This is a genomic window from Rhizobium sp. BK491 (genome assembly GCF_014194925.1).
Lineage (GTDB): Bacteria > Pseudomonadota > Alphaproteobacteria > Rhizobiales > Rhizobiaceae > Rhizobium.
Window position 1 is genome coordinate 58,158 of the sequence record NZ_JACIAR010000004.1, and the last position, 24,135, is coordinate 82,292.

19 protein-coding genes are annotated in these 24,135 nt (G+C 61.2%); 7 read left to right on the forward strand and 12 right to left on the reverse strand.

The window, feature by feature from the left end:
- Positions 1 to 44: 44 nt before the first annotated feature.
- Both FHX05_RS18635 and FHX05_RS18640 read right to left on the reverse strand, forming a co-directional pair.
- Positions 45 to 1,493, reverse strand: coding sequence for an aromatic amino acid lyase (locus FHX05_RS18635; protein ID WP_183873676.1), 1,449 nt, complete (start codon positions 1,491 to 1,493; stop codon positions 45 to 47).
- A 253-nt stretch (positions 1,494 to 1,746) separates the two neighbouring features.
- On the reverse strand, positions 1,747 to 2,862 hold the full coding sequence (locus FHX05_RS18640; protein ID WP_183873678.1) for an FAD-binding oxidoreductase: 1,116 nt from the start codon (positions 2,860 to 2,862) through the stop codon (positions 1,747 to 1,749).
- Positions 2,863 to 3,074: 212 nt separating this feature from the next.
- Here FHX05_RS18640 and FHX05_RS18645 point away from each other — a divergent pair, with 212 nt between their 5' ends.
- Genes FHX05_RS18645 through FHX05_RS18660 form a run of 4 tightly spaced genes read left to right on the forward strand, consistent with a single transcriptional unit; the run spans position 3,075 to position 8,841 of the window.
- Positions 3,075 to 5,156 carry a hydantoinase/oxoprolinase family protein gene (locus FHX05_RS18645; RefSeq protein ID WP_183873680.1) on the forward strand — a complete coding sequence of 694 codons (2,082 nt, stop codon included), beginning with the start codon at positions 3,075 to 3,077 and terminating at the stop codon, positions 5,154 to 5,156.
- Positions 5,157 to 5,162: 6 nt separating this feature from the next.
- The gene (locus FHX05_RS18650) at positions 5,163 to 7,157 is read left to right on the forward strand and encodes a hydantoinase B/oxoprolinase family protein (protein ID WP_183873682.1); all 1,995 of its coding nucleotides are present in this window, start codon (positions 5,163 to 5,165) and stop codon (positions 7,155 to 7,157) included.
- Positions 7,154 to 7,477, forward strand: coding sequence for a (2Fe-2S)-binding protein (locus tag FHX05_RS18655; protein ID WP_183873684.1), 324 nt, complete (start codon positions 7,154 to 7,156; stop codon positions 7,475 to 7,477). Before FHX05_RS18650 ends, FHX05_RS18655 begins: the two co-directional genes overlap by 4 nt.
- On the forward strand, positions 7,474 to 8,841 hold the full coding sequence (locus FHX05_RS18660) for an FAD/NAD(P)-binding oxidoreductase (protein ID WP_183873686.1): 1,368 nt from the start codon (positions 7,474 to 7,476) through the stop codon (positions 8,839 to 8,841). Before FHX05_RS18655 ends, FHX05_RS18660 begins: the two co-directional genes overlap by 4 nt.
- 29 nt (positions 8,842 to 8,870) lie before the next feature.
- Here FHX05_RS18660 and FHX05_RS18665 read toward each other — a convergent pair whose 3' ends face one another.
- Both FHX05_RS18665 and FHX05_RS18670 read right to left on the reverse strand, forming a co-directional pair.
- A complete protein-coding gene (locus FHX05_RS18665; protein ID WP_112608403.1) occupies positions 8,871 to 9,779 on the reverse strand; it encodes a LysR family transcriptional regulator in 909 nt (302 codons plus the stop codon).
- A gap of 59 nt (positions 9,780 to 9,838) precedes the next feature.
- The gene (locus FHX05_RS18670; protein WP_183873688.1) at positions 9,839 to 11,164 is read right to left on the reverse strand and encodes an FAD-binding oxidoreductase; all 1,326 of its coding nucleotides are present in this window, start codon (positions 11,162 to 11,164) and stop codon (positions 9,839 to 9,841) included.
- A gap of 225 nt (positions 11,165 to 11,389) precedes the next feature.
- Between FHX05_RS18670 and FHX05_RS18675 the strand changes: the two genes are divergently transcribed.
- Complete coding sequence (locus FHX05_RS18675; RefSeq protein ID WP_015343674.1) at positions 11,390 to 11,866, forward strand: Lrp/AsnC family transcriptional regulator; 477 nt, start codon at positions 11,390 to 11,392, stop codon at positions 11,864 to 11,866.
- A 25-nt stretch (positions 11,867 to 11,891) separates the two neighbouring features.
- Here FHX05_RS18675 and FHX05_RS18680 read toward each other — a convergent pair whose 3' ends face one another.
- The 7 genes from FHX05_RS18680 to FHX05_RS18710 all read right to left on the reverse strand — a co-directional run bounded on the left by FHX05_RS18680 (position 11,892) and on the right by FHX05_RS18710 (position 20,294).
- The gene (locus tag FHX05_RS18680; RefSeq protein WP_183873690.1) at positions 11,892 to 13,547 is read right to left on the reverse strand and encodes an ABC transporter ATP-binding protein; all 1,656 of its coding nucleotides are present in this window, start codon (positions 13,545 to 13,547) and stop codon (positions 11,892 to 11,894) included.
- Positions 13,548 to 13,549: 2 nt separating this feature from the next.
- A complete protein-coding gene (locus FHX05_RS18685) occupies positions 13,550 to 14,401 on the reverse strand; it encodes an ABC transporter permease (protein WP_183711235.1) in 852 nt (283 codons plus the stop codon).
- Positions 14,398 to 15,348, reverse strand: coding sequence for an ABC transporter permease (locus FHX05_RS18690; RefSeq protein ID WP_183873692.1), 951 nt, complete (start codon positions 15,346 to 15,348; stop codon positions 14,398 to 14,400). Before FHX05_RS18690 ends, FHX05_RS18685 begins: the two co-directional genes overlap by 4 nt.
- A gap of 94 nt (positions 15,349 to 15,442) precedes the next feature.
- Positions 15,443 to 17,053, reverse strand: coding sequence for an ABC transporter substrate-binding protein (locus FHX05_RS18695; RefSeq protein ID WP_183873694.1), 1,611 nt, complete (start codon positions 17,051 to 17,053; stop codon positions 15,443 to 15,445).
- Between the two features lie 64 nt (positions 17,054 to 17,117).
- The gene (locus tag FHX05_RS18700) at positions 17,118 to 17,834 is read right to left on the reverse strand and encodes an HAD-IA family hydrolase (RefSeq protein ID WP_112608415.1); all 717 of its coding nucleotides are present in this window, start codon (positions 17,832 to 17,834) and stop codon (positions 17,118 to 17,120) included.
- A 230-nt stretch (positions 17,835 to 18,064) separates the two neighbouring features.
- On the reverse strand, positions 18,065 to 19,441 hold the full coding sequence (locus tag FHX05_RS18705; protein WP_183873696.1) for an aspartate aminotransferase family protein: 1,377 nt from the start codon (positions 19,439 to 19,441) through the stop codon (positions 18,065 to 18,067).
- Positions 19,442 to 19,454: 13 nt separating this feature from the next.
- A complete protein-coding gene (locus FHX05_RS18710) occupies positions 19,455 to 20,294 on the reverse strand; it encodes a GNAT family N-acetyltransferase (protein WP_183873698.1) in 840 nt (279 codons plus the stop codon).
- A gap of 324 nt (positions 20,295 to 20,618) precedes the next feature.
- Between FHX05_RS18710 and FHX05_RS18715 the strand changes: the two genes are divergently transcribed.
- Positions 20,619 to 21,287, forward strand: a complete 669-nt coding sequence (locus tag FHX05_RS18715) for a haloacid dehalogenase type II (protein ID WP_112336127.1) — start codon at positions 20,619 to 20,621, stop codon at positions 21,285 to 21,287.
- Between the two features lie 14 nt (positions 21,288 to 21,301).
- Positions 21,302 to 22,576: an FAD-binding oxidoreductase gene (locus FHX05_RS18720; protein WP_183873700.1), complete on the forward strand. Its 1,275-nt coding sequence runs from the start codon at positions 21,302 to 21,304 to the stop codon at positions 22,574 to 22,576.
- Between the two features lie 89 nt (positions 22,577 to 22,665).
- Here FHX05_RS18720 and FHX05_RS18725 read toward each other — a convergent pair whose 3' ends face one another.
- Positions 22,666 to 24,123 (reverse strand): NAD-dependent succinate-semialdehyde dehydrogenase, encoded by a 1,458-nt coding sequence (locus FHX05_RS18725; protein ID WP_183873702.1) that lies wholly within the window; start codon positions 24,121 to 24,123, stop codon positions 22,666 to 22,668.
- Positions 24,124 to 24,135 lie beyond the last annotated feature (12 nt).

Genomic DNA, 24,135 nt, shown 5'->3' on the forward strand with positions numbered 1-24,135 from the left:
GAGAACAAGATCCCGGTGATGACTGTGCGAAGACGCAGGGGGAGTCAGGGTGTGAATGCCTTCGAGGTGAACAGTGTTGCCAGGCGCGACAACTCCGGCCCAAGAACGCGATCGTCATTGACCGGAGGCACGACGCCGCGCACCTCCGAAACGAAATCATGCAATGCAGCCGGCGCCTGACGGCCGGTAACGTGAAGTGCCTGCGAAGCGATCACGGCAAGGCTCGCCAGGCAGGCGTCCAGGCAGCGGCCCGCTCGTTCTTCCTTGGCCCAGGCCAGGAAGGCGGTAGCGGCGACATCGTCCTGACCTGATCCTGCCGATTCCGTGCCGGGTATGAAGGTCCGCTGTGCGGCGAGTTTCGCCTGTTCGAGATATCCGGTTGTCGCCATCGGTACATAGCCGAGGCTGCCGTGGCCATCGCTGTCGCTCGGATGACGGTCGACCATCAGCATGTCGGGCAGATGCGACACCGCACCGTTCAGGAGCTTGGAACCATGGCGGTCACACAGGAGGCAGATGTCGGCCCAGATGGCGGCAAGATCATCCAGCGCCGGCGCGGCCATCGCGTTATGATAGCCACCCGTGCTGATGCACCGGCCGAGCGGATGCTCCTCGTCGGGCGGAATGTAGACTGGGTTGTCCGAGGCCGAGGCAAGCGACAGATTTGCCGCGCGCTCGGCGGCGGAGACGGCGCGATGGGCATGGCCCAGCACGCGAGGCACGATGCGATAGCTCACCGGAGCCTGATAGTTGCGGCGATCGCTGCCGGCGCCCGCGAGAAGCGTGCGCAATGCGCGAAGGGCGGCTGCTTCATGTTCGTCGCCCCAGAGCTGCTCTAGCGCTGCGTCATAATGCTCCATAGGCGCGCGGAACGCCTCGATCGACAGGGCGAAGACCTGTTCCACAAGATGAAGACGCCGCCGCGCTGCAAGGACAGCATCCGCCAGAAGGGCCGCCGCGCAGGGCGAGCCGTTGATGAGGGATCCTCTTTCCTTGACTTCAAGGTCGAAGCGAGCCGTCAGCTCGGCAAACAGTGGATAGAGCGCAAGAATTTCTCCGGCGCCGCCTTGGCCTGACGATGCGACCGTCGGCAACGGAGAGCCATCGAGCATGTCGGCGACCGCCAGCGCGATACGTGGGGTGGTCGCAGCGTTGCCCTCGATGAAATTAGCAAGACGGGCAAACACCATCGCCCTGACGACACGTTCGGGATAGGGATCGCCGAAGGATGTCGCGGCGGCAAAGGCCTTGATCCGGGCGTGGCGGTCGCGCTCTTCCCGGGAAAGACGCGTGCTTGCCAGCTCTCCCATCGCCGTCGTGACACCGTAGATCATGATCGTCGGATCATTGTCGATCAGCAGCAGGAATGCTTCACGGCAACGGGCAATCTCGGCGATGGCCGCGTCGGAGATCTTCACATTCTCCCCCTGCCAGGCGACGCGAAGAACGGACTGGAGATTGATATCTGCCCTTTTCGTCAAAGTGACTGTCATGTTCGTTCCTTGAGGTAGGCGGGAATTGCATGGTGCTTGAGCGCGAATTGTTCATCGCTCACCGGGGGCGTCAAGCGGCGACAGGCACCTTCGGCGCTTGTTACGGCGCTATTCGCTGCGCACGATCCCTCTCGCCCTGGCATCCAGATGAAAGCGGATCTCGGAGAGCGATCCCAAGTGCTTATGCGGCTCCGTCGTCGATTGTTGACGAAACCAGTTTAGCAGAAGCCGGCGAGGCAAATCGGCCTGAAAGTCAATTCGGCTTTGCGAAGCGCTCGATGCGGAAATCCTGCAGCGGAATATCCGTTTTCCCAGTCGCAATGATTTCCGCCATGACGTCGCCAACGCCGGGTCCGAGTTGGAAACCATGGCCGGAAAAGCCGAATGCGTGGAAGAGCCCCGGTGTCGTCGATGACCGTCCCATCACCGGAAGGCCATCCTCGACATAGCCCTCGCAACCCGACCAAGTGCGTATCACCGCAACGTTTTTCAGCGCCGGCAAAATCGGCAGCAGCGAACGAAGCTGTCCCGGCAAGCGAGCCGGGTCTGCCTTGGCGTATCCGGTATCGAGTGAAACGTCGGTGCGCTCGGCGCCGCCACCGAAGACGATGTTGCCCCGTTCCACCTGCCGCAGATAACCGCCTCCGTGATCATGTGCCCAGACGCCGAGGACCGGGAGAATGCGATAGGGGAGAGGTTCCGTCACGCCCATTTGCGGACCTTTGGCAATGATAGGAACCGCCTCCCCGAACAGGCTTGCGATGCGCGCACCCCAGGCACCCGTGGTGTTCAGCAACATCGAGGCTTCATGCGAGCCCTTCGACGTTTCGACTTGAAATCCATAGGCACTTTTTCTGATGGCGCCGATGCCGACATTTTCGATAACGTCGGCGCCCAATTTTCGGGCGGCATGAGCGAAAGCCGGTGCGATAAGACGCGGATTGCCGCTTCCATCCTTCGGGGAAAAGGATGCCGCGATCGCATCGGGGCCAAGACCGGGAAAGCGAGACCGCACGTCTTTCGTGGTCAGTTCCTCCAGCTCCAGTCCCCACGGCCGGGCCTCCTTGACGAAGGACCGCATCGCGGCAAGCCCTTCCTGGCTGAACACCAGCCGTAGATGGCCGGTTGCGCGGAATTCCACGTCTCGTCCTAGCATGGCCTCAGCCTCTCGCCACAGGGCAAGCGAGCGGTGAGCAAGCGGCAATTGCGGAATATACCGGCCGCTTCGTCTGACGTTGCCGAATGACGCTATCGTAGCGCCGCTCCCGACCCGATTGCGTTCGATAAGTGTCACGCGGATGCCGCGCCGGGCGAGAAAAAAGGCGGAGGCAGCTCCCATGAGCCCGCCGCCCAGCACGATAGCATCCATTGAGGATCTCCAGGGGCTGAAAACAGTCCCCATCCTGTCCGACCCGGCTCGGCGCTGTCAAAGTCGGGATTACGCAATGCCCATAAGTCCGGCCTATGGGGTTTGCCGGTCGTCAGAGCATAAGTCCGGCTTATGACATTTGGCGTTTTCGCTCTTGGACCTTGCCGACCCGTCCATGCCAGTTTCGGAACAGGCAAAGGAAAGGAACGGATATGGCGGATGCGGCAAGACAAGCAGTAGAGGCTTCGCAGCAGGATTGGAAGATCGGCGTCGATATTGGCGGCACCTTCATCGATTTCTGCGCGCTGGAAAGCCGCTCCGGTCGCATTGCTTCATTGAAGGTGCTGACAACGCCCGATGATCCGGGTGCGGAGTTGATGACCGGGCTTTCCCTGCTTGCCGAGCGCGAGGGGTTGCAGCCGGAGGCCATTAGTCGCTTCGTTCACGGCACCACGGTCGGTATCAACACCGTCATTCAGAGACGCGGCGTGTCGCTCGCGCTCCTGACGAATGCCGGGTTCGAAGATGTCATCGAGCTCGCACGGCTGAAAATGCCTGACGTCTATTCTCTTTTCTGCTCGCGGCCGGAACAGCTGATCGCACGCGACATGATCTTCGGCATCCCCGCGCGCTTGCGGGCCGATGGCAGCGAAGCGCGGGCGCCGGACATGAAAGCGGTTGCCGCGGCGGTGGCTGCCGCAAGAGCCAAGGGCGCGGCGGGCATTATCATATCCTTTCTGCATTCCTGGCGCGACGATGCTCAGGAAACCGCCATCAAGAGCGAAATCGAAAAACTCGCACCCGATCTCTTCGTTTTCACCTCCTCGGAAGTGTGGCCGGTCATTCGCGAATACGAGCGCACGACGACCGCGATCCTCAACGGCTACGTCCATCCGAGGGTTTCGGGTTACCTGACGGCTCTCGAAGACAAGCTCGCATCGCGCGGAGTGAAGGCGCCGGCCCTGCTGACGAAATCGAACGGCGGCGTCATGAACGCGGCGGAAGGAAAGCGTTCCTGCGTCCAGATGCTGCTGTCCGGTACGGCCTCGGGCGTGATCGGCGCCGCCTGGCTGGCGCGTCTCGCCGGTGAGAAACATGTCCTCACCCTTGACATCGGCGGCACCTCGGCAGACTTCGCGTTGATCATCGACGGCGAGCCGCAATTCGGGACAGGCGAATTGATCGGCGAGTTTCCGCTTCACATTCCCTCGGTCTCCGTCAGCTCCATAGGCGTCGGCGGCGGTTCCATTGCCAGCATCGACGCCCACGGCGTCTTGCGGGTGGGGCCTGAATCGGCCGGCTCTACACCCGGTCCCGCCTGTTATGGCCGCGGCGGCACGCAAGCGACCGTGACCGATGCCATGGCCGTCTGCGGCTGGCTGGGGCACAGCGAAATGGCCTACGGTCAGTTGCAGGTCGATGTCGGGCTCGCGCGCGCAGCCGTCTCGACGCTTGCCGAGCGTATCGGTCGCTCGGTTGAAGAGGTGTCTCAGGCTATTCTCGATATCGCTATCTCGGAGATGTTCGTCGAGGTGGAGAAGCTGGCATCGCGGGCCGGGGTCGACCTGCGGGAGTTTACCCTCATGCCGTTCGGCGGTGGCGGCCCGATGCTGGGCGCGTTCCTTGCTCGCGAATTCCGCATGGCCAAGGTCATCGGACCGCCACGTCCGGGGGTGGTGTCGGCTCTCGGCGGGCTGGTTGCGGATCTGCGCGGCGACTTCATCAAGACGGTCTTCACGCATCTATCGCCGGCAGCCGTGCCATTGCTGCGCGGTTCCTTGGAGGCGCTGTCGGACGAAGGACGGAGCTGGCTCATCAAGCAGGGCCATGCAGGACCTGCCGAATTGCGGATTTCCGCCGACATGCGCTATGTCGGTCAAAGCTTTGAAATCGAGGTTCCGCTGCAGGCGGCTTGGGTAGCGGAAGGCAATCTCGCCGCGATGGAAGAGGCGTTCCATGCCATGCACGCCCGCCTCTATGATTTTGCCGACCCGGACGGCGGGATCGAGATCGTCAATCTCCGTCTGTCCGCGATCGGCGCCGGACCGATGCTGCAAACGACCGTCGGCCTCGACGAGATTGCCGGCATGGCCGAGCCGGAACGCGAAATACCGGTTTATACCGGCAAGGCATTCGAATGGATCGGGCTATACCGGCGGGACCAATTGCATCCGGGCGGCCGCTTCAGCGGCCCCGCCGTCGTAGCCCAGGACGATACGACTTTTGCCATTCCTGCCGGCACGCAGGTGACGATCGACCGCCACCTGAACCTTCATCTCACCTTCTCGGAGTAACGGCCCATGTTCGACCGTTCGAACCTTCAAGTGTTTGCCAACCATACCCGGGCCGCCGCCGAAAACATGGCCTATACGCTGCAGCGGACGGCACATTCGGCCTTCGTCAAGGAGACGGAGGATTTCACCGTCATGCTGATCAATCGCAAAGGGGAAACCTTCGGCGTCCCGATGAGCCTTGGCGCGACATGGTATCCGGGGCTTACCTATACCCGGGCCATCGAAATGGTCGGGGATTACAAGCCGGGCGACGTTGCCTTTACCAATGATCCCTATTCCTGTTTCGTGGCGACGCACGCACCGGACACGCATCTCTGGAAGCCGGTTTTTTATGGCGGCGAGATCATCGCCTGGACCGGCGGGCATATCCATAACACCGACATGGGCGGCGCCGTGCCGGCTTCCCTGTCGCGCGCGCTGACGGAAATTCATCAGGAAGGCATTCGCTTTCCGCCGATGAAGCTGGTCAACGAAGGCATCTTCGATGAAAACATCCTCAAAATCATGACCACGAATGTGCGCAAACCCGACCTCAACATCGGCGACATCAAGGCGCTGGTCGGAGCGCTCAACACCGGCGAGCGCAAGATCCTGGCGATGGTCGAAAAATTCGGCAAGCAGGCATTTCTCGAAGGCGCCGACGTGCTTCTGGATCACGCTGAAGCGCAGGCGCGCGATCTCCTGCGGACAATGCCGGATGGCACGTGGGAATTCGTCGATTATGCGGATGAGGATTCCGTCGAGGCCAATCCATGCCGCCTGAAGCTGACGCTGACGATCAGCGGCGATGCGGCGATCCTCGATTTTACCGGATCCGATCCGCAGCTTGGCTCGTCGCTCAACGTTCCCTCGGGCGGCGATCCGCGCCACACCATGCTGCTGGTCGGCGTCTATTACATTCTCTATACGCTGAACCCCAAGATCCTGCTCAACACCGGGCTGACCCGTCCTTTCACCTGCATTGCGCCGCAGGGAAGTGTTCTCAATCCGGTATCGCCGGCGGCTGTCGGTATGCGTTCGCTCACCTGCGCGCGCTTGCGGTCCGTGATCTTTGGCGCCTTCAGCCAGGCGGTTCCCGGATTGCTGCCTGCCGCGCCGGCCGGCAATAATTGCATCATCAACGTCATGACCACGGACGAACGCACGGGCCGCAGCGTCATTGCTGCCGTCAACCCGGTGGTCGGTGGCGGCGGGGGGATGCCGCATCGTGACGGGACCAACGGTTCGGGTGCCGATGCAGGTTATCTGAAGAATACGCCAATCGAAATCACCGAAACCGAAGTGCCGATCGAGTTTGTCAAATACGGGCTTGCCAAAGACAGCGGTGGGGCCGGCCGTTGGCGTGGGGGTCTTGCGACCGAGATGGCGTTCCGCGTGTTCTCGCCCGGAAGCCGTATCACGGCCCGCAACCGCGACCGCAGCTTCTTCCGCCCCTGGGGTGTGCTCGGCGGCAAGGCGGCGGGGCTCTCAGACATGGCATTGAACCCCGGCCGTGAGGATTATCGCCGGCTCGGCAATATCGATACCGCCGTCTTGCAGCCGGGAGATGTGCTCGAGATCCGCTCGGCTGGAGGCGGCGGTCGCGGAAATCCGCTTGAGCGCGAGGCCTGGCGCGTGCTGCAGGATGTGGAGCGCGGCTATGTTTCCTTGGAAGTGGCCGAGCGCGATTATGGCGTGGTCATTGGCGACGGCAAGGTGGACGAAGCCGAAACCTCTCGTCTCAGAGCGTCGCGCGCGGTTCCAACGGCCCACTTCCATTACGGCGCGGAGCGTGAAGGCTACGAGGCACAATGGACACCCGCGGCCTATAACCTGCTCACGGATATTCTCGCCTGTCTTCCGATCCATTGGCGCTTCTTCACCAAGACGGAGATTTTCCGCCGAATGAAGGGACGTGCGGGACATGAGGGCGTTGCCGCGGCTTTTGCCGATGTCCGCGCCCGGTTCCCGGAAATGCCGGAGGTTTGTCTTCAAATCAAAGAGGTGGAGGCGGCCGAATGAGCAAGGGGCCGCGTCCGACTGGAGAAACGGGGCGCATCGTCCGTCTCGCCGAACAGGACCGGCCATCCGTCCGCTTCCTGCTTGACGGCATAGAACGGGAAGCCTTGGCCGGTGACACGGTACTGACGGCCATGCTGACATTCTCGTCGGTTCTTCGGCAATCCGAATTCGGGCCGGAGGGGAGGGCCGGCTTCTGCCTGATGGGCGCCTGCCAGGATTGCTGGGTCTGGCAGCAGAATGGAATCCGCCTGCGCGCCTGTTCGACCCTCGTCGGCAACGGCATGTCCCTGTTAACCCGGGCGCCGGGAGATTGGCTATGACGACGAATGATCGGAAGGCAACGGTGATTGTCGGCGCTGGTCCGGCGGGCATCCGCGCAGCCGAGCTTCTGGTGGCCGCCGGTATCCGGCCCGTCGTGATTGACGAGGGGATGAGGGCGGGCGGCCAGATATATCGCCGGCCACCGGCGGGGTTTATGCGGTCAGCCCAGCAGCTCTATGGTTCGGAGGCCGGCAAAGCCCTTGCCCTTCATTCCCTCTTCGATCGTATGGTCGCTCGCGGCGAGGTCGAATACCATCCTCAAAGTTCAGCGATGGCGCTCGCGGACAATATGCTGCAGGTGCTGACATCAGCCGGTCGACGGGAGTTCGCCTATAACAGGCTGATACTGGCAACCGGTGCGACCGATCGGCTGGTGCCGATACCTGGCTGGCAGGCGCCCGGCGTCTATAGCCTCGGAGCTGCGCAGATCGCCCTGAAGGCGCAGGGTGTCGCCTTGGGGCGAAGGATCGTTCTCGCGGGTTCCGGCCCCCTGCTGACCCTCGTTGCGGCCCAGCTTCTGATGGCCGGAGCGAATGTTGCGGCCGTTCTCGATACCGCCTCGCTTCGAAACCAGATCCTTGCACTTCCGCACATGATGGCAAGGCCGGCTGTGGTCCTGCGGGGTCTGGCGATGCGACTGAAACTCGGCCTGATATATCGCGCAGGCGTGACGCTGACCGATATCGTCAGCGACGAGACCGGACCGACGGCCGTTCGCTGGCGGGATGCCGGCGGGCGCGACCATCATACCGAATGCGATATGGTCGGCATTGGCTGGCATCTGAGAGCCGAAACGCAGCTTGCCGGCCTCGCTCAATGCAGGTTCGACTACGATCCGGGCTGGGCCCAATGGCTCCCACGGGCGGATCGAATGGGCCGAGCTGCCGATGGTGTCTATCTTGCCGGCGATGGCCTGAGGATCCTTGGCGCCGATGGCGCGGAGGTTGCGGGACGGCTAGCCGCGAGCGCCTGCCTTGCCGATATGGGATTGCCTTATCCCAATCCGGCACGGGATCTCCGGCGGCTCGCCCGCTACGAACGCTTTGCTCGCGCAATCGCCCGCGCCTTTCCCTGGCCTGCCGACATGGTCCGATCCGTTCCCGATGAAACGATGGTCTGCCGCTGCGAGGGCATCAGCGCCGGCGATCTGCGTGAAAGCGTCGACCATGCCGGGGGTGAGGCAAACCGGGTGAAGTCAATGGTGCGGGTGGGTATGGGACGATGCCAGGGACGGTTTTGTCAGCTCGCCGGCGCCGAAGTGATTGCGGAGCGTGCGGGAATCCCGGTTTGCGAGGTCGGTCGCCTGCGTGAGCAGGCGCCTGTTCGTCCGCTGCCGATCGGATCCTGGATAAACGAGACCTGACCAAGTTCGTTTGGCTATGCCGACGCGATTTACTCCGGCGGGGCTTCGCCATTCTTCAGCACGCCGGCACAGGCCTGGCGCAAATAGTCGCGCATCATAAGGTGGCTACCCGTCAAGGGGCGGTCCCGGCTGGTCAGCAGCGCGATCGGAACTGTCTTTCGTGGCAACAGCGGCCGGCGCACAAGGCCGGGAAACTGTTCCCACGGCAGCAGACCATCGACGATCGCGACACCGAAGCCATTGCGGACGAAGGGCAAGGCGGTAATGGAAATATCGATTTCGATCGCGGGATTGAACGACTGATTTTCTAAAGCTGCGGCGTTGGCAAGCAGCTGGCCGGGGAAGGTATCGGCGCGGTAGGAGATCAGCGTCTCGTTCTGAAGATCGGCGAAGGTGATGCAGTCGCGCGCGGCAAGATGGTGCCCTTCCGGCACGATGCAGATGAGTTCGGCATATCCGAGCGTTTCGACATCGATGCCGGGCCGCGCGATGTTGTTCATGACGATGCCGAGCGGGGCATCACCATTGCGGATCATATCGACGACATTGATCAGCGGTGCGATCAGCGAGCGGACGACGATATCCGGATAGGTCGTTCTGAAGGCGAGAAGCGCCTTGGGGACGATCGACATGGCCGGCGGTGTCGTGGCCGCGATCCTGATCAAGCCGGTCCGCCCGAAGCGCATATCGGTCGTTCGGCGCCGAAGCGCTCCGAGCTCGGAAAAGATGCGCTCGGCTTCCGGATATAGTTCTTCAGCCTCTCTCGTCGGGACCAGCTTGCCGCGCACGCGGTTGAAGAGTTTGAACCCCAGCTGGTCTTCGGCATGCAGCAGGATTTGGCTTAGCGCCGGCTGCGTGATGTTGAGCATGGCGGCAGCGCCGGTCACCGTTCCGGATCGCATCAGCATGCAGAAGACTTCGAGCTGACGGGCCTGCATCAGGAAATTCCGTATTGTCTGGTTCGGTTGCCGGCGAAGTCTAGCATGGGTGACCCATTTCAGAAGTCGGCTACCTTGCCCCATGCGGATTGCAGGAAACGGTCTGGGTGATAGGGTTTCGGGTCGACCATCGGCGTGACAGCGGTGACGATATCGGCGATCAGGTGGCCGGCACCCGGTCCGATGCCGAAGCCGTGGCCGCTGAAACCGGCCGCCAGCACGAAGCCCGGTATGGATGCGATCTCGCCTATGCCGGGCACGCCGTCAGGGGTGGAATCGATATAGCCGGCCCAGCTTGCGGTGATGCGGCGGTTTGCGATGGCAGGAAGCAATTCGCGCGCACGGTCATAGGTAAGCTGGATCGTGCCTCTATCGACGGCCGGATCGAGGATACGCATCCGCTCCATCGGCGTCGGCTGGTCCAGACGCCAGCGCGCCAGGCTTTCGTGGCCGCTGCGAAAGCCCTCGACGCCGCCCAGCGAAAGCGCGCGCCAGCGGCGAACGAACATCGGCAGAAACTGTTCGCCAAACCGAATGTTCTGCGGCGTGGGATCGACGCGGCCCCGCCCGCTGATCGCGAGCGTATGGCCGCCATCGCCTCTGCGCGTCACCGAAACATACGCGGTATGAAGAGCATCCGGGAGTTCGCCGTCGCCGGGGCTGACGGAAAGGATCGATGAGCGGATCGACGCCTGCGGAAAGCGAACCCCAAGCTGACGGCAGAAGGACGAAGCCCAGGCGCCGCCCGACAGGACGGCAACCTTGGTCTTGATCGCGCCTTCCTCGGTCACGACTGCGGAGAGCTTGCCGCCCTCGGTTTCTATGCCGCGCGCCGCACAATTCTGGCGCAGACAGCCCCCCAATTTCATAAGGGCGCGAGCGACCGCCGGGGCGGCGTTGGCGGGATCGGCAATGCCATCGGTTGGGGAAAAGACCCCACCCTTCCAGGTGCGGCCGGTCGCCTTGCCGCGTTCGCTGGCCTGAGCGCTATCCAGCATATGCGTGGTCACGCCCATGCCGCGGGCAAAGTCGCGCCAGCGGGCCCATCCGGCAAGCTCTTCGTCACTATTGCTCAGATAGAAGAGGCCGCAGCGGCGAAAGCCGGTGTTCTCTCCGCTCTCCGCGTCGAATCGGTCCCAAAGCTCCAGGCTTTTCGTCGCCATCGGCAGCTCGCGGGCATCGCGGTTCTGCTGCCTGCACCAGCCCCAGTTGCGGCTGGACTGCTCGGCGCCGACGCGACCTTTTTCGAGGAGAACGACTTTGAGGCCCCGCTTTGCCAGATAATAGGCGGTAAAAACGCCGACAATCCCAGCCCCGATGACGACGACATCGGCAGAGGCCGGCAATTCCGGCGAGTTTTCGACAAGGGTAAGCGGTGCGGGCATGGATGCGGGTCTCCTATCGAGCCGACAGCATAGCCAAATGATCGGACATGAAGCTGCCGCACAACCGCGCCATGCGGCATAAGATTCTGCTCATGGGGAACCAAGCGGTCGATTGTGCCGGTTCGATTCCTTCAGAATGAAATAGACAAGATGGACCATGGTGTTATGCTCGATCTTCGAGAATTCGCAGCATAAAATGCCGCCTTAAATGGGAAAGATCTGCCGATGAAGCTCGACCGTATCGACATCAAGATCCTGTACGAACTTCAGAAGAACGGCCGCATCACCAATGTCGAATTGGCGGAACTGGTCAACCTGTCGCCGAGCCCCTGTCTGATGCGAGTGAAGAAGCTGCAGCAGGAAGGCTATATCGAGGGATACTCGGCCCAGATCAATATCGGTAAACTTGGCCAGACGCTGACAGTCTTTACGGAAGTCACGCTCAAGAACCATCGGCAGATCGATTTCGCCCGTTTCCTTTCGGCAGTCGAAAAGGTCGATCAGGTCATCGAATGCCACCTCGTTTCGGGTGGCTACGACTATATGCTGAAGTTCGTGACGGCTGGGATCGGAGAATATCAGACGATCATGGAACGCCTAACCGACCTGGATATCGGCATCGACAAGTATTTCAGCTTCGTGGTGCTCAAGTCGCCGATCGTCAAGGCGCATATGCCCTTGACCAGCCTGTTTCCCATGTAGCGCCCAGTTTCCGGACTGTGTCCGGCTAGCCGTGGCCATACTCGCGCTTGAGTTCCGGGTCCTGGACGAGATTGTCGAGCCAAGTCGGATCGAGCTTGGGAACGGACCCGAACAGCAGCTGGGAATAGGGGTGGCGCGGTGCATCTGCGGCCTCGCGCGTGATCTGTTCGACTTTCTTGCCGCCATACATCACGACGATCTCATCGCAGATCGCTTCGACAACCGACAGATCGTGGCTGATGAAGATGTAGGACAGATGCAGCTCCCGCTGCAGTTCCTTAAGCAGGTCGATAATCGCCGCCGCAACCACCGTGTCGAGCGCGGATGTGATCTCATCGCAAATGATCAGCCGTGGCTCTGCCGCAAGCGCACGCGCGAAATTCACGCGCTGCTTCTGTCCGCCTGACAATTCCGACGGATAGCGATAGCGAAGCGCGCGCGGCAATCGCACCATGTCAAGCAATTCGTCGACTCTGGCCGCTCGAGCCCTGCGGTCCATCCCGTGATAGAAGGCCAGGGGCCGCTCGAGAATATCGGCGATCGATTTTGCCGGATTGAGCGCGGTGTCGGCATATTGAAAGACGATCTGCATCTCCCGCAATTGATCGCGCGAGCGCAATTTGGCAGCACGATTCATGTCGCTGCCATTGAAGCCGATAGTGCCTGATACGGCCGGCAATATGCCGGCAATTGCGCGCGCCAGCGTCGACTTTCCGCATCCGGATTCACCGATAATGCCGAGATTCCTCCCCTTTTCCACCTCCAGGCTTACGGATTGAACCGCACAGACCGCGGGTAGGCCATTAGTCTGGATATCGCCATAGCCCGCCACCAGATTATCGATCCTCAGCACGGATGCAGTCGTCCCACCTGTTTTGCCGTCGCGGATGGCTTGCTTCGGCTCGAACGCCGCCAGCAGCTCGCGCGTATAGGGATGGCTCGGCCGTCTTAGGATAGTTTCCGTCTCCGCGATTTCCTGAATTTCGCCACCCTTGAGCACGGCAATCCGATCGGCAATCTGTGCGACGACGGCCAGATCGTGTGACACATAGACGCCGGCGATGTCGCCGGCACGGATGACGGATTTGAATGCCTTCAGCACATCAATCTGCGTCGTCACATCAAGTGCGGTCGTCGGTTCGTCAAAAATGACAAGCTTGGGTTCGCCGATCAGAGCCATGGCCGCCGCCAGCCGCTGCAACTGACCTCCCGAGACCTGATGCGGATATCGTTCGCCGATTGTTTCGGGGTTCGGCAGCGACAGCGCCCGGAAGAGCTCGATCGCGCGCTGGCGAGCCTGTTCAGGCGGCATCAGCCGGTGAATGCGAGTGACCTCGATCACTTGCTCCATGATCTTCGTAGCGGGGTTGAAGGCGGCCGCTGCACTTTGCGGAATATAGGCAACCGTGGTGCCGCGGACCTTTGAACGCTCGCTTTCGGAAAGGGCGGCCATGTCCTGCCCATCGACTTGGATCTCCCCGCCGGAGATGCGACAGCCCTCGCGCGCATGCCCCATGAGCGTCAGCGCGATCGTCGTCTTGCCCGAGCCGCTTTCGCCGATGAGCGCGACAATCTCGCCCTTGGCGATATTGAAACTGACGCCCTTGATGATCTCGACGATACGCCCGGAATCGGTCGTCGCCTCGACTTTCAGATTCTTGATTTCAACGAGGCTTGTCATCGTCATGCGCTCCTGTCTCTGATCCTGCGCGGCAGGTTGTCGATCAGCAGGTTGACGCTGATGGTGAGGCTGGCAATGGCAAAGGAGGGCACGAGTACGGCCGGGGCGGCAAAGGGCAGCCCGCCGATATTTTCGCGGACCAGGGCTCCCCAGTCGGCATAGGGCGGCTGCAGGCCGAGGCCGAGAAATGAAAGACCGGACAACAGGAGCACGACGAAGACGAAACGCAGGCCGAAATCCGCCAGAACCGGTCGGATAATGTTCGGCAGGATTTCCGAACCGATAATGTAGCCGACCCGCTCGCCGCGGGTGCGGGCAACCGTGATGAAGTCCATCGTGTTGATATTGACCGCGAGCGCGCGAGCAAAGCGATAGGCGCCGGGCGTATAGATGACGGCAAGCGTGATGATCAGCACCGGAATGGACGAGCCGACGGCGGCAACGACGACCAGGCCGAAAAGCTTGCTTGGAATGGAGTTCAAAGCATCGAGAAACCGGCTCAGGATCGTGTCGAACCATCCACCGACAACTGCGGCGGTCATGCCGAGCGTAACGCCGCAAAAGCAGCACAGCGCGACCGCAGCCAATGAAATGCCGACCGTATAGCGAGCGCCCATCAAAACGCGCGAGAACATATCACGGCCGAGATAGTCCGAGCCGAGCCACAATTGCCGGCTTATAGGGCCGAAATAGTCCGTATCGACGATATCGCCGACGGAATAGGGGAGCATGTAGGGTGCGAACAATGCGACGATCGTCCAGCCAAGGATTATGGCAAAGGCCACAACGCCAACAAGGCTGACATTATAGCCGAGAAGGGAAGGGGTGCGGGAAGCCAAGCTGTTCGTGGTCATCGCAGCCTCGGATTTGACAGGATTGCAACGATATCGGCCATGGTGATCAGCAGGAGATAACCGACGCAGAAGATCATCGCGCAGCTCTGGATGAGCGGGAGATCGCGGGTCGCGACGGCGTCAACCATCAATTTGGCGATACCCGGATAGTTGAAGATGGTCTCGACGATGATCACACCTCCGACGAGATAGGAGAGCGACAGTGCGATCGCATTGACGATCGGCCCCAGCGCATTGGGCAATGCGTGCCTGAACACCATGCGGCCGCGCGAGGCGCCCTTGAGCAGGGCCATTTCCACATAGGGCGTCTTCAGCGTCTCGATCAGGGCCGCCCTGGTCATGCGGATCATCTGAGCTGAGATGACGAAGGTGAGCGTGATAACGGGCATGGCGTAGATCTTCAGAAGGTCGAAGACCGTATGCACCTGGCTGATGGAGGACAGTGCTGGCAGCCAGCGCAGATAGACGGCGAACAGCAGCACCGCAAGAGTTGCCACCATGAATTCGGGCACCGATATGACGCCGATGGAAATGATCGTGACAATCCGATCGTAATAGGAGCCTCGAAGCATGGCCGAGGTAATGCCAAGCAGGAGCGCAAGCGGGACCGAGACGAGCGTCGTGATGGCGGCAAGCTCCAGCGTCGCAACCAGACGGCGGCCGATCAGCTCCGCAACGGGCATATTGTTTGCATAGGACGTGCCGAGGTCACCCCTGATCAGGCCCAGAAGCCATTCCAGGAACCGCAGGATCGCCGGCTCGTCGAGATGCATTGCCTTGCGCAAGCCGGCAACCGCTTCTGGCGTAGCTGCCTGGCCGAGCAGAATGGAGGCCGTGTCTCCCGGCAGCATACTCGTTGCGAAGAAGACGGCGAATGACACGATCAGCAAGGTGATGATCGTGATAAAGAGCCGGTTTAGGATGAGATTGGAGACCTCGGATCTCAATGGCGATGCTCCTGCGGCGATCTACGACACGAACGGCGTTCGCGAGACGGAGGTTCCCGGACGGGTTTGCGCCGTCCGGGGGGCTCAGCTGCCGTTAGGCATCGAGCCACAGATACTCCGCCATTGCATAACCCATCATGCCACCGAGCGGGTTGGCTTCCAATCCGTGCACCTTGCCCGAAAGCGCATCCACATTCGAGATGTAAGCCGGGATGATGGTGCCGGCTTCTTCAGCGACCATCACCTGCATTTCGGCGTAGATCTGCTTGCGTTTGGCCTGATCGAGCAAGCCGCGGGCTTCGATCAGCATCTTGTCGAACTTTTCCGACTTGTACTGGCTTTCGTTCCACGGTGCATTCGAAGCGTAGAGAAGTGAAAACAGGATGTCCGGCGTCGGGCGCGGATTGATGTTGCCGAAATGGATCGGTGCCTTGAGCCAGTAATTATCCCAATAACCATCGGAAGGAACGCGTTGGACATCGAGCTTCATGCCGATGTTTGCGCCGGCCGCCTGGATGATCATCGCCATGTCGATCGACGAAGTTGCAGCGTCGGAGGCTATCACCGGAATGGATTGTCCGAGCACGCCGGCCTTCTGGAAATGGAACTTCGCCTTGTCCGGATCGAAGGCCTTCGGCTTCAGATCGTTGTTGTGATAGATATTGGCGGGGGAAACGGGCTGGTCATTGGCAACTTCGCCAAGCCCGCGCAGGGCCGACTTGACGATCTGCTCGCGATTGACCAGCGACTTCATGCCATCGATGAAATCCTTCTTGTTGCCCGGCGTCATGTCGAGGCGCATGTTCAGATCGGTATAATTGCCGCTCGTCGTTTTCGACAGCGTAAAGCCCGACTGTCCGTCGATGAGCTTCATGGCGCGGGGATTGATCGAAGCGGCGTAGTGAATGTCGCCCGAAAGCAGCGCATTGACCCTGGCATTGTCATCGCTGATCGCAAAGAACTCAAACGACTCGAGGTAGGGCTGGCCGGACTTCCAGTAGTTCTTGTTCTTCACCACGACCGAGCGATTGCCCGGATCGAAGGTTTCCAGAACGAAGGCTCCGGTGCCATTGCCCTTCGAGAAGTCCGTCGTGCCGTTGGCGACGATCATGAAGTGATGCAGGGCTAGAATGGTCGGCAGGTCGGCATTCGGGTCGGCCAGGGCGATTTCGACCGTAGACTTGTCGACAGCCTTGAAGCCGGTCATCTGCGCGGCGATCTTGGCGACTTTCGAGCCGACGCCAGGATCGAGATGGCGTTTGAGCGAGAAGACGACATCATCGGCCGTCAGCTCCTTGCCGTCATGGAATGTCACGCCCTTGCGCAGCTTGACCGTCCAGGTCTTGGCGTCCTTGCTTTCGATGCTTTCGGCGAGTTCCATCTGCGTCACGCCGGCCTTGTCGATGAAGGTCAGGCGATTGTAGAGCGAGCAACAGCGCACATAGTCCGTCGACAGCGATGCCTTGGCGGGATCCAGCGTATCGGCGGTCGAGGATGACCAGCCGGCTGCTTTCAGATTGCCGCCGGATTTGGGAGTGGCCGCGACGGCATTCGAAGCCCGGCCGAGCACCAGGCCGCCCGCCGACATCGCGACACCGCCTGCCAGAAGCATGGTGAGAAGTTCGCGGCGGGTGGCGCCTCGACGAATGGCGTTCTCGACCATCGCGTCATCCGAGGCAGTCCAGTTCATGATCTTGTCGTTCATGTCATTCCCCTTTTTTCTGGTTGGCAGTCTGCTTTTTATTGGATGCGACGATGATGACGGCTGGTCAGGCCGCCTCCAGCGCCCTCACGGCTTCGGCAAGCTCGGCCATGGATTTGAAGTGGTAGTCCGGCGTGGTGAATTCGGCCGGTTCGATCGTGCCGCCATAACCGGCCTGCGCGTGACGGCGCTGGATCCAGCAATTCGTCATCCCCAATTGCCGGGATACCCCGATATCGTGGTACTGGCTCTGCGCTACGTGGAGAATATCGTCCTTGCTGGCATTCTCGCCGGCGACGAAGTCGAAGACCTTATGAAAGAACGCCGGATCGGGCTTCTCGGTGCCGGTGTCGTCGGCGGTGAAGGCAGCATGGAACGGATGCCCCAATTCCGCCGAGAAATGTTCGAAGGCCCAGCGTCGGGCGTTAGTCATGGCGATCAGCCGATATTTGCGGGCAAGTTGCGCCAGGGCTTCGGCACTGTCGGGAAAGGCTTTCCATAGTCTGGCGGAATCGCGCAGGCGCCGACCATAGGCCTCTTCGGCCGGCAAACCGAGTTTTGGGGCGATGGCGAGATAGACACGTGCGAGATCGTCGGGAAACAGATCCGCATCATCGGCGTAGCGCGCGGCTCGATAGAGCGCGAGCGCCTCCTCGCCGTCGACCGTCACCTTCGCTTCAGCTGCAATTTCGTTGAGGCAGGTTTTCAGGCCGCCCTCGAAGTCGATCAGCGTTCCGACAACGTCGAAGCTCATATATTTGAATTCTGCCAATGACTTAGTCATATCTTACCCCAGTCTGCTTGCTGGCGGCGCCGGGCGGCCGCCTTGCGGAAGATTATGCTGTTCCCAGGTCCACTTGTTTTCTGACGCTCCCGAATTTGCCGGGATGGACCTTCATTAAGGATAAGTTTGGCACTTCGACCGCGCCGTTTGCGCCGAATCGGACTAGCGATGCGGCACAAAATTCTGAAAAACGCCTGCGCGCGGTATATCGATCCTAGCCCTCGGCCGGTTCAGTCCTTCAGCACCCGGCGGACGTCGGGATCTTCGAGCGTCTGATCAAGCGTCCTTTCCGTTCGTTCGATGATCGCGTCGATATCGGCGTCCGTGCAGCAAAGCGGCGGAGCATATCCCAGCACGCCACTGGCGAAGGCGCGGACCACGAGACCGTTTTCCCAAGCCCGGTCGAAAATCCGGCGTGATGGCTGGGCTTCTGCCGGCAGCGGCGTTTTTGCGGCCTTGTCAACGACCAGCTCGATCGCAGCCAGCATGCCGCGCCCGCGGACATCGCCCACCAGGGGATGATCTCTCAGGCTCTCGAGGCCGGCCATCAGCCTCGCGCCGGCTTTTATGCCGTTTTCGAGCAGTCCGCCTTCATAAAGTTTCAAGACTTCCAGCCCGACGGCCGCGCTGACGGGATGGGCGGAATAGGTGTAACCGTGACCTACGGCAGAGGCTCCCGCCCCGTCGGCAATGACCTGATAGACATGATCGGCCATAAACACCGCGCCCATTGGAACGTAGCCGGAGGTGAGCCCCTTCGCCGTGGTGATGAAATCGGGAACGATCTCGTCTTCGGAACAGGCAAAAAGCGGGCCTGTCCGGCCGAAGCCGGTAATCACTTCGTCTGCGACGAAGAGAATGTCGAGTTCCTTGCAGAGGTCCCGCATGGCCTTCATCCATCCCTTCGGCGGGACGATCACCCCGCCCGAGCCCTGGATCGGTTCGGCATAGAAGGCAGCAACCCGGTTTGCTCCGATCGCTTCGACCTTCGCCCTGAGTGCCGCGAGGGACGCTTGGATGATGGCATTCGCATCCTGTCCGACGGGATTGCGATAAGGATAGGGCGATGGAATCTTGTGCTGCCAGTCGAGCGGAACGCCGAAGCCGGCATGAAAGTTGGGCAGAGCGGTCAGCCCCGCGCCGACCGTCGAAGAGCCGTGATAGCCCTGCTCGATCGAGATGAACTGATCGCGCTGCGCCTCACCGCGCGCAAACCAATAGTACCGAATGAAGCGGACGGTACTGTCGATGGCGTCCGAACCGCCCAGCGTGAAATAGATGTGGTTGAGGTCGCCGGGGGCACGTTCGGCGAGCTCGGCGGCAAGGCGGATGGCCGATTCACTGCCGAGGCCGAAATAAGCTGTCGCATAGGGAAGCTCGCGCATCTGGCGAGCCGCCGCCTCCACGATCGTTTCGTGACCGTAGCCGGCGTTGACGCACCAAAGCCCCGCGAAGCCATCGATCAACTGGCGGCCCTGAGCATCGGTGACCGTCGCTCCCTTGGCGGATGAAAGCACTCGCACGCCTTGCTGCTCATGGCCGCGATAGGAGGCGACCGGATGCACCAGATGGGCGCGATCGAGCTCGATGAGGGAATTGCTGTACATGGTCTTCTCCGGATCAGCCGAGCGCCTGGTTGGCGAGGGCGAAAGTAGTGACTGTCGAGGAATTGCTGCGCTTGATAACGGGGTTCGCCATGGTAATGCCGCCGCCGACATGGACAAGCGAATGGCTGGCGAGCCAAGGTCCGAGATCGGTTTCCGCGCCGGTGTCGACACGCAGGAACGCGCCGGTTTTCCGGCTCATGAAGTGGGACAGCAGCGATTTTGCATCTTCTATGTCTGGGGCGACGACCGGCCCCACGACCTCGCCTCGGCCAAAGGGACGAAGGCAGGCGAAGGCGGCGACCTTGCCGTTGCGGCGGATGATCGCAAATTCACCCAGATCCGCCAATCGTTCAACCAGGGCGGAACGGTCGGCGCCAAAGGCCTCGCGGTCGAGAGCTGTAATTGCCGAGATATCGGCCCTGGTCGCCGCTTCGGTGTTTGCCGGTTTCGCAACCGCCGCCACAAGGCCTTGGTGTTGAACGACGGCGCCGGTCTGGCGAAAGCCCAACTTTTCATAGAGAGGCAGGCCATCGGTGGTCGCGGTGAGGCGCAGGGGACGGTCATCCGCGAGAGCCAAGGCGGCTTCCATGAGGCGGCGTCCCAGTCCGCGTCCGCGCATGCTTGCAGCGACGATCACCATGTTGATCGTAGCGCAGTCCGTTTCGTAAGGCGTCAGTAGCGTGGTGCCGACCACCTCACCATCGGCTCCGATTGCAATGACACCTGTGCTGAGGTCCACGGCGACTTCCCAGTCCTCCAGGCGATGAGGCCAGCCGGCCTCCTGCGACAGGCGGACCGCAGCGTCCAAATGGTCGGGACCGAAAGGCCTGATTTCTATCTGTCGCTCCTGCATGGTGCTCCTCATATTTCTTTTGCCCAAGTGTCGGAGCGTCGGTGCCGGAAGATTATCTGAAGGCGATGTCCTTGACGGTATCTTTCGCCGTAGCTGGTCGCTCTTGCCGCATCTTATGCCGTCACGCCACAGACAGCAGTCGCGAAAGTGTAAGCGAAAGGCGTCTTCGTCGGCTGTCCCTGCAAGCAAATGCCAAACGAACGCCGCTATACGAAACTTTCTGCTCTGAACCTCGCAAAATCAGTGGGCTCACGCGCCGAAAGCAATCCTATTATCGTGTTCTCCACCAAACGCCTCGAGGGGCAACACGTAAGGACGAAGCGCATGACCACCTTCCGCCCGAAATATATCACCTTCGATTGCCACGGCACGCTGATCAATTTCCAGATGGCGGAAGCCGCCCGTGACCTCTATGGCGATCGTCTCGACGAGGCGGCCATGCTGCAGTTCATCAACAATTTCGCTGCTTATCGGCTCGACGAGATCATGGGCGCCTGGAAGCCCTATGCCGACGTGGTGCACAATTCGCTCGAGCGGACGTGCAAGCGCAACGGCGTTGCCTTCAAGGAGGAAGATGCCAAGATTGTTTATGAACGCGTCCCCACCTGGGGGCCGCATGCTGACGTTCCGGCAGGTCTTGCCAAGGTCGCCAAGGAAATTCCGCTCGTCATCCTGTCGAATGCGATGAATAGCCAGATCATGTCGAATGTCGCAAAGCTCGGCGCGCCCTTCCATGCCGTCTATACGGCCGAGCAGGCCAATGCCTATAAGCCGCGCTTCCAGGCCTTCGAATACATGTTCGATATGCTCGGCTGCGGCCCGGAAGACATTCTGCACTGCTCGTCCTCCTTCCGCTACGACCTCATGTCGGCCCATGATCTCGGCATCAAGAACAAGGTCTGGGTCAACCGTGGTCACGAGCCGGCCAATCCCTATTATGGCTATGTCGAAATCGCCGATATTTCCGGTCTGCCCGGTGTTGTGGGGCTCTGAGAAAGGGCAGCCAGATGAAATATTCCTCTTATTGGCATGATACGGCGCCACGCTTTGCGGGTGCCGCTGCCGGCCCGTTCGAAGGGCACTATGATGTCGTCGTCGTGGGCGGCGGCTTCACCGGGCTTGGCGCCGCCCGGCAGCTCGCCATGGCGGGGGCGAAGGTCCTTGTTCTGGAGGCTGAGACCGTCGGCTTCGGCGCGTCCGGTCGCAATGGTGGTCATCTGAACAATGGCCTGGCGCATAGTTACATCGCGGCAAAGGCGGAATTGGGCAAGGAGCGGGCGATCGCCCTCTATCACGCGCTGGACGCTTCGATCGACACGCTCGAAGCGATTATCGCCGAAGAGGGGATCGACTGCAATTTCCTCCGCGCGGGCAAGCTGAAGCTTGCCTCCAAGCCACAGCATTTCGAAGGTCTGGCCAGGAATTTCGAGGCGGTGCATGCCGAGGTCGATCCCGACACCGCGCTGCTTTCCGCCACCGATCTCAAGGATGAGATCGGCTCGCCGTTTCATGGCGCGATGCTGTCGAAGAAGAGCGCCATGATGCATATGGGCCGCTACGTCGCCGGATTGGCCGAGGCGGCCAGGCGACGCGGCGCCGTCATCGTGGAAGGCGCTGCCGTGACCGAGCGCAGCCAAGCTGGCGGTAGGCACGTCCTCAAGACAAGCAAGGGCACAGTTACGGCAGACCAGGTCATGATCGCGACCGGCGCCTACACGACAGCCAATTTCAGCTATTTCCGTCGCCGCATCATGGCGGTCGGCAGTTTCATCGTCGCGACACGGCCCTTGACGGATGCGGAAGTTGCCTCGGCAATGCCCGGCAATCGCACCTGCGTGAACACGATGAACATCGGCAACTACTGGCGCCTGTCACCGGATAACAGGCTGATCTTCGGAGGGCGCGCCCGCTTTTCGGCGACCTCGGACCAGCGTTCCGACGCCCGGAGCGGCGAGATCCTTCGCGAAAGCCTTGCCCGGATATTTCCCCAGCTCGCCGAGGTCGAGATCGATTATTGCTGGGGCGGTCTCGTCGATATCACCAAGGATCGCTATCCGCGTGCCGGCTATCATGACGGCATCTGGTACGCCATGGGCTATTCAGGTCACGGCGCGCAACTTTCCACGCATCTCGGCATGACCATTGCGGATGCGATCCTCGGAAGGCCTGACCGCAACCCGCTCAAGGGGCTCGATTGGCCGGCCGTTCCCGGCCATTTCGGCAAGCCGTGGTTCCTACCCTTGGTCGGCCTGTATTACAAAACGCTCGACAGATTTCAGTGATATCAGCCGGCGGTGGGTTTTGGCGAAATCAGCAGCATAAAAAGAGGGGTCGCGCTTGCGGCCCCTTTTCCAGTCTGAGACGCGACAACTCAGTTAAGACCGCCGATATGGAAGGCCTTTGTTTCCAGATATTCTTCGATTCCGAGCTGCGAGCCTTCGCGTCCGAGGCCGGATTGCTTGACGCCGCCAAACGGTGCGACCTCCGTGGAAATCAGGCCGGTATTGAGGCCAACCATGCCGAATTCGAGCGCCTCGCCCACCCGCCACGCGCGCTTCAGGCTCTCGGTATAGAAATAGGCCGCAAGCCCGTAAGGCGTACCATTGGCAATAGTGATCGCCTCTTCTTCCGTCTCGAAGCGGAAGAGCGGTGCGACCGGGCCGAAGGTCTCCTCGGCGGCGAGCTGCATGGCGGTGGTGGCCCCGGTCAGGACGATCGGCGCGGTGTATTGCGGGCCGGCCGGCAAGTCCCGCTTGGCTGTCACGATTGTCGCGCCCTTCGAGAGCGCGTCTTCGACATGACGATTGATCTTGGCGATCGCCGCTTCGTTGATCATCGGACCGATCGCAACGCCGGCTTCGGTGCCCGGGCCAACCTTCATGGCATCGACGCGAGCGGCGAGCTTCTTGGCGAAAGCATCATAGACGCCGGCGTGGACCAGAATGCGATTGGCGCAGACGCAAGTCTGGCCGCCGTTGCGGAACTTGGAGACGATCGCTCCCTCTACGGCAAGGTCGAGATCCGCGTCATCGAAGACGATGAAGGGGGCGTTGCCGCCGAGCTCGAGCGAAAGCCGCTTGATGCTGGCCGCCGCCCCGCGCATCAGCAGCGAGCCGACGGGCGTGGAGCCGGTGAAGGAAATCTTGCGCACGGTCGGATTGGCAAGGATCTCTGCGCCGATCTCGGACGGCATGCCGGTGACGATATTGATGACGCCGGCCGGAATGCCGGCCATTTCTGCGAGCACGCCGAGCGCCAGGGCCGAGTAGGGGGTGAATTCGGAAGGCTTCACCACGACGGTGCAGCCGGCCGCGAGCGCCGGTGCAAGCTTGCGCGTGATCATCGCATTCGGAAAATTCCAGGGCGTGATGATGCCGCAAACACCGACCGGCTCCTTCAGCACAAGAATGCGGCGGTCGGGCGTCGGCGACGGAATGGTCTGGCCACCGATGCGGCGGGCTTCTTCGGCGAACCATTTGACGAAGGAGGCGCCGTAGCGGATTTCGCCACGGGCTTCATCAAGCGGCTTGCCCTGCTCGATCGTCAGGATCAGCGCGAGATCATCGATATGCTCGAGCATCAGATCGTGCCAGGCTTCCAGCCGCGCCGCACGCTCGGCATGAGTCCGCTTCTTCCAGGAGCCATAAGCCGCCTCGGCGGCCTCGATCGCTGCCCGGGTTTCATCACCGCCCATATCCGGCACCGTTCCGATGACAGCCTGCGTTGCCGGATCGACGACGGCCACGGTCTTGCCCGAACGGGTGGGAAGCCAGTCGCCGCCGATCAGCGCCTGCTCACGGAACAGGGATGGCATTTTCAGATTTTGCATGTTCAAACCTCG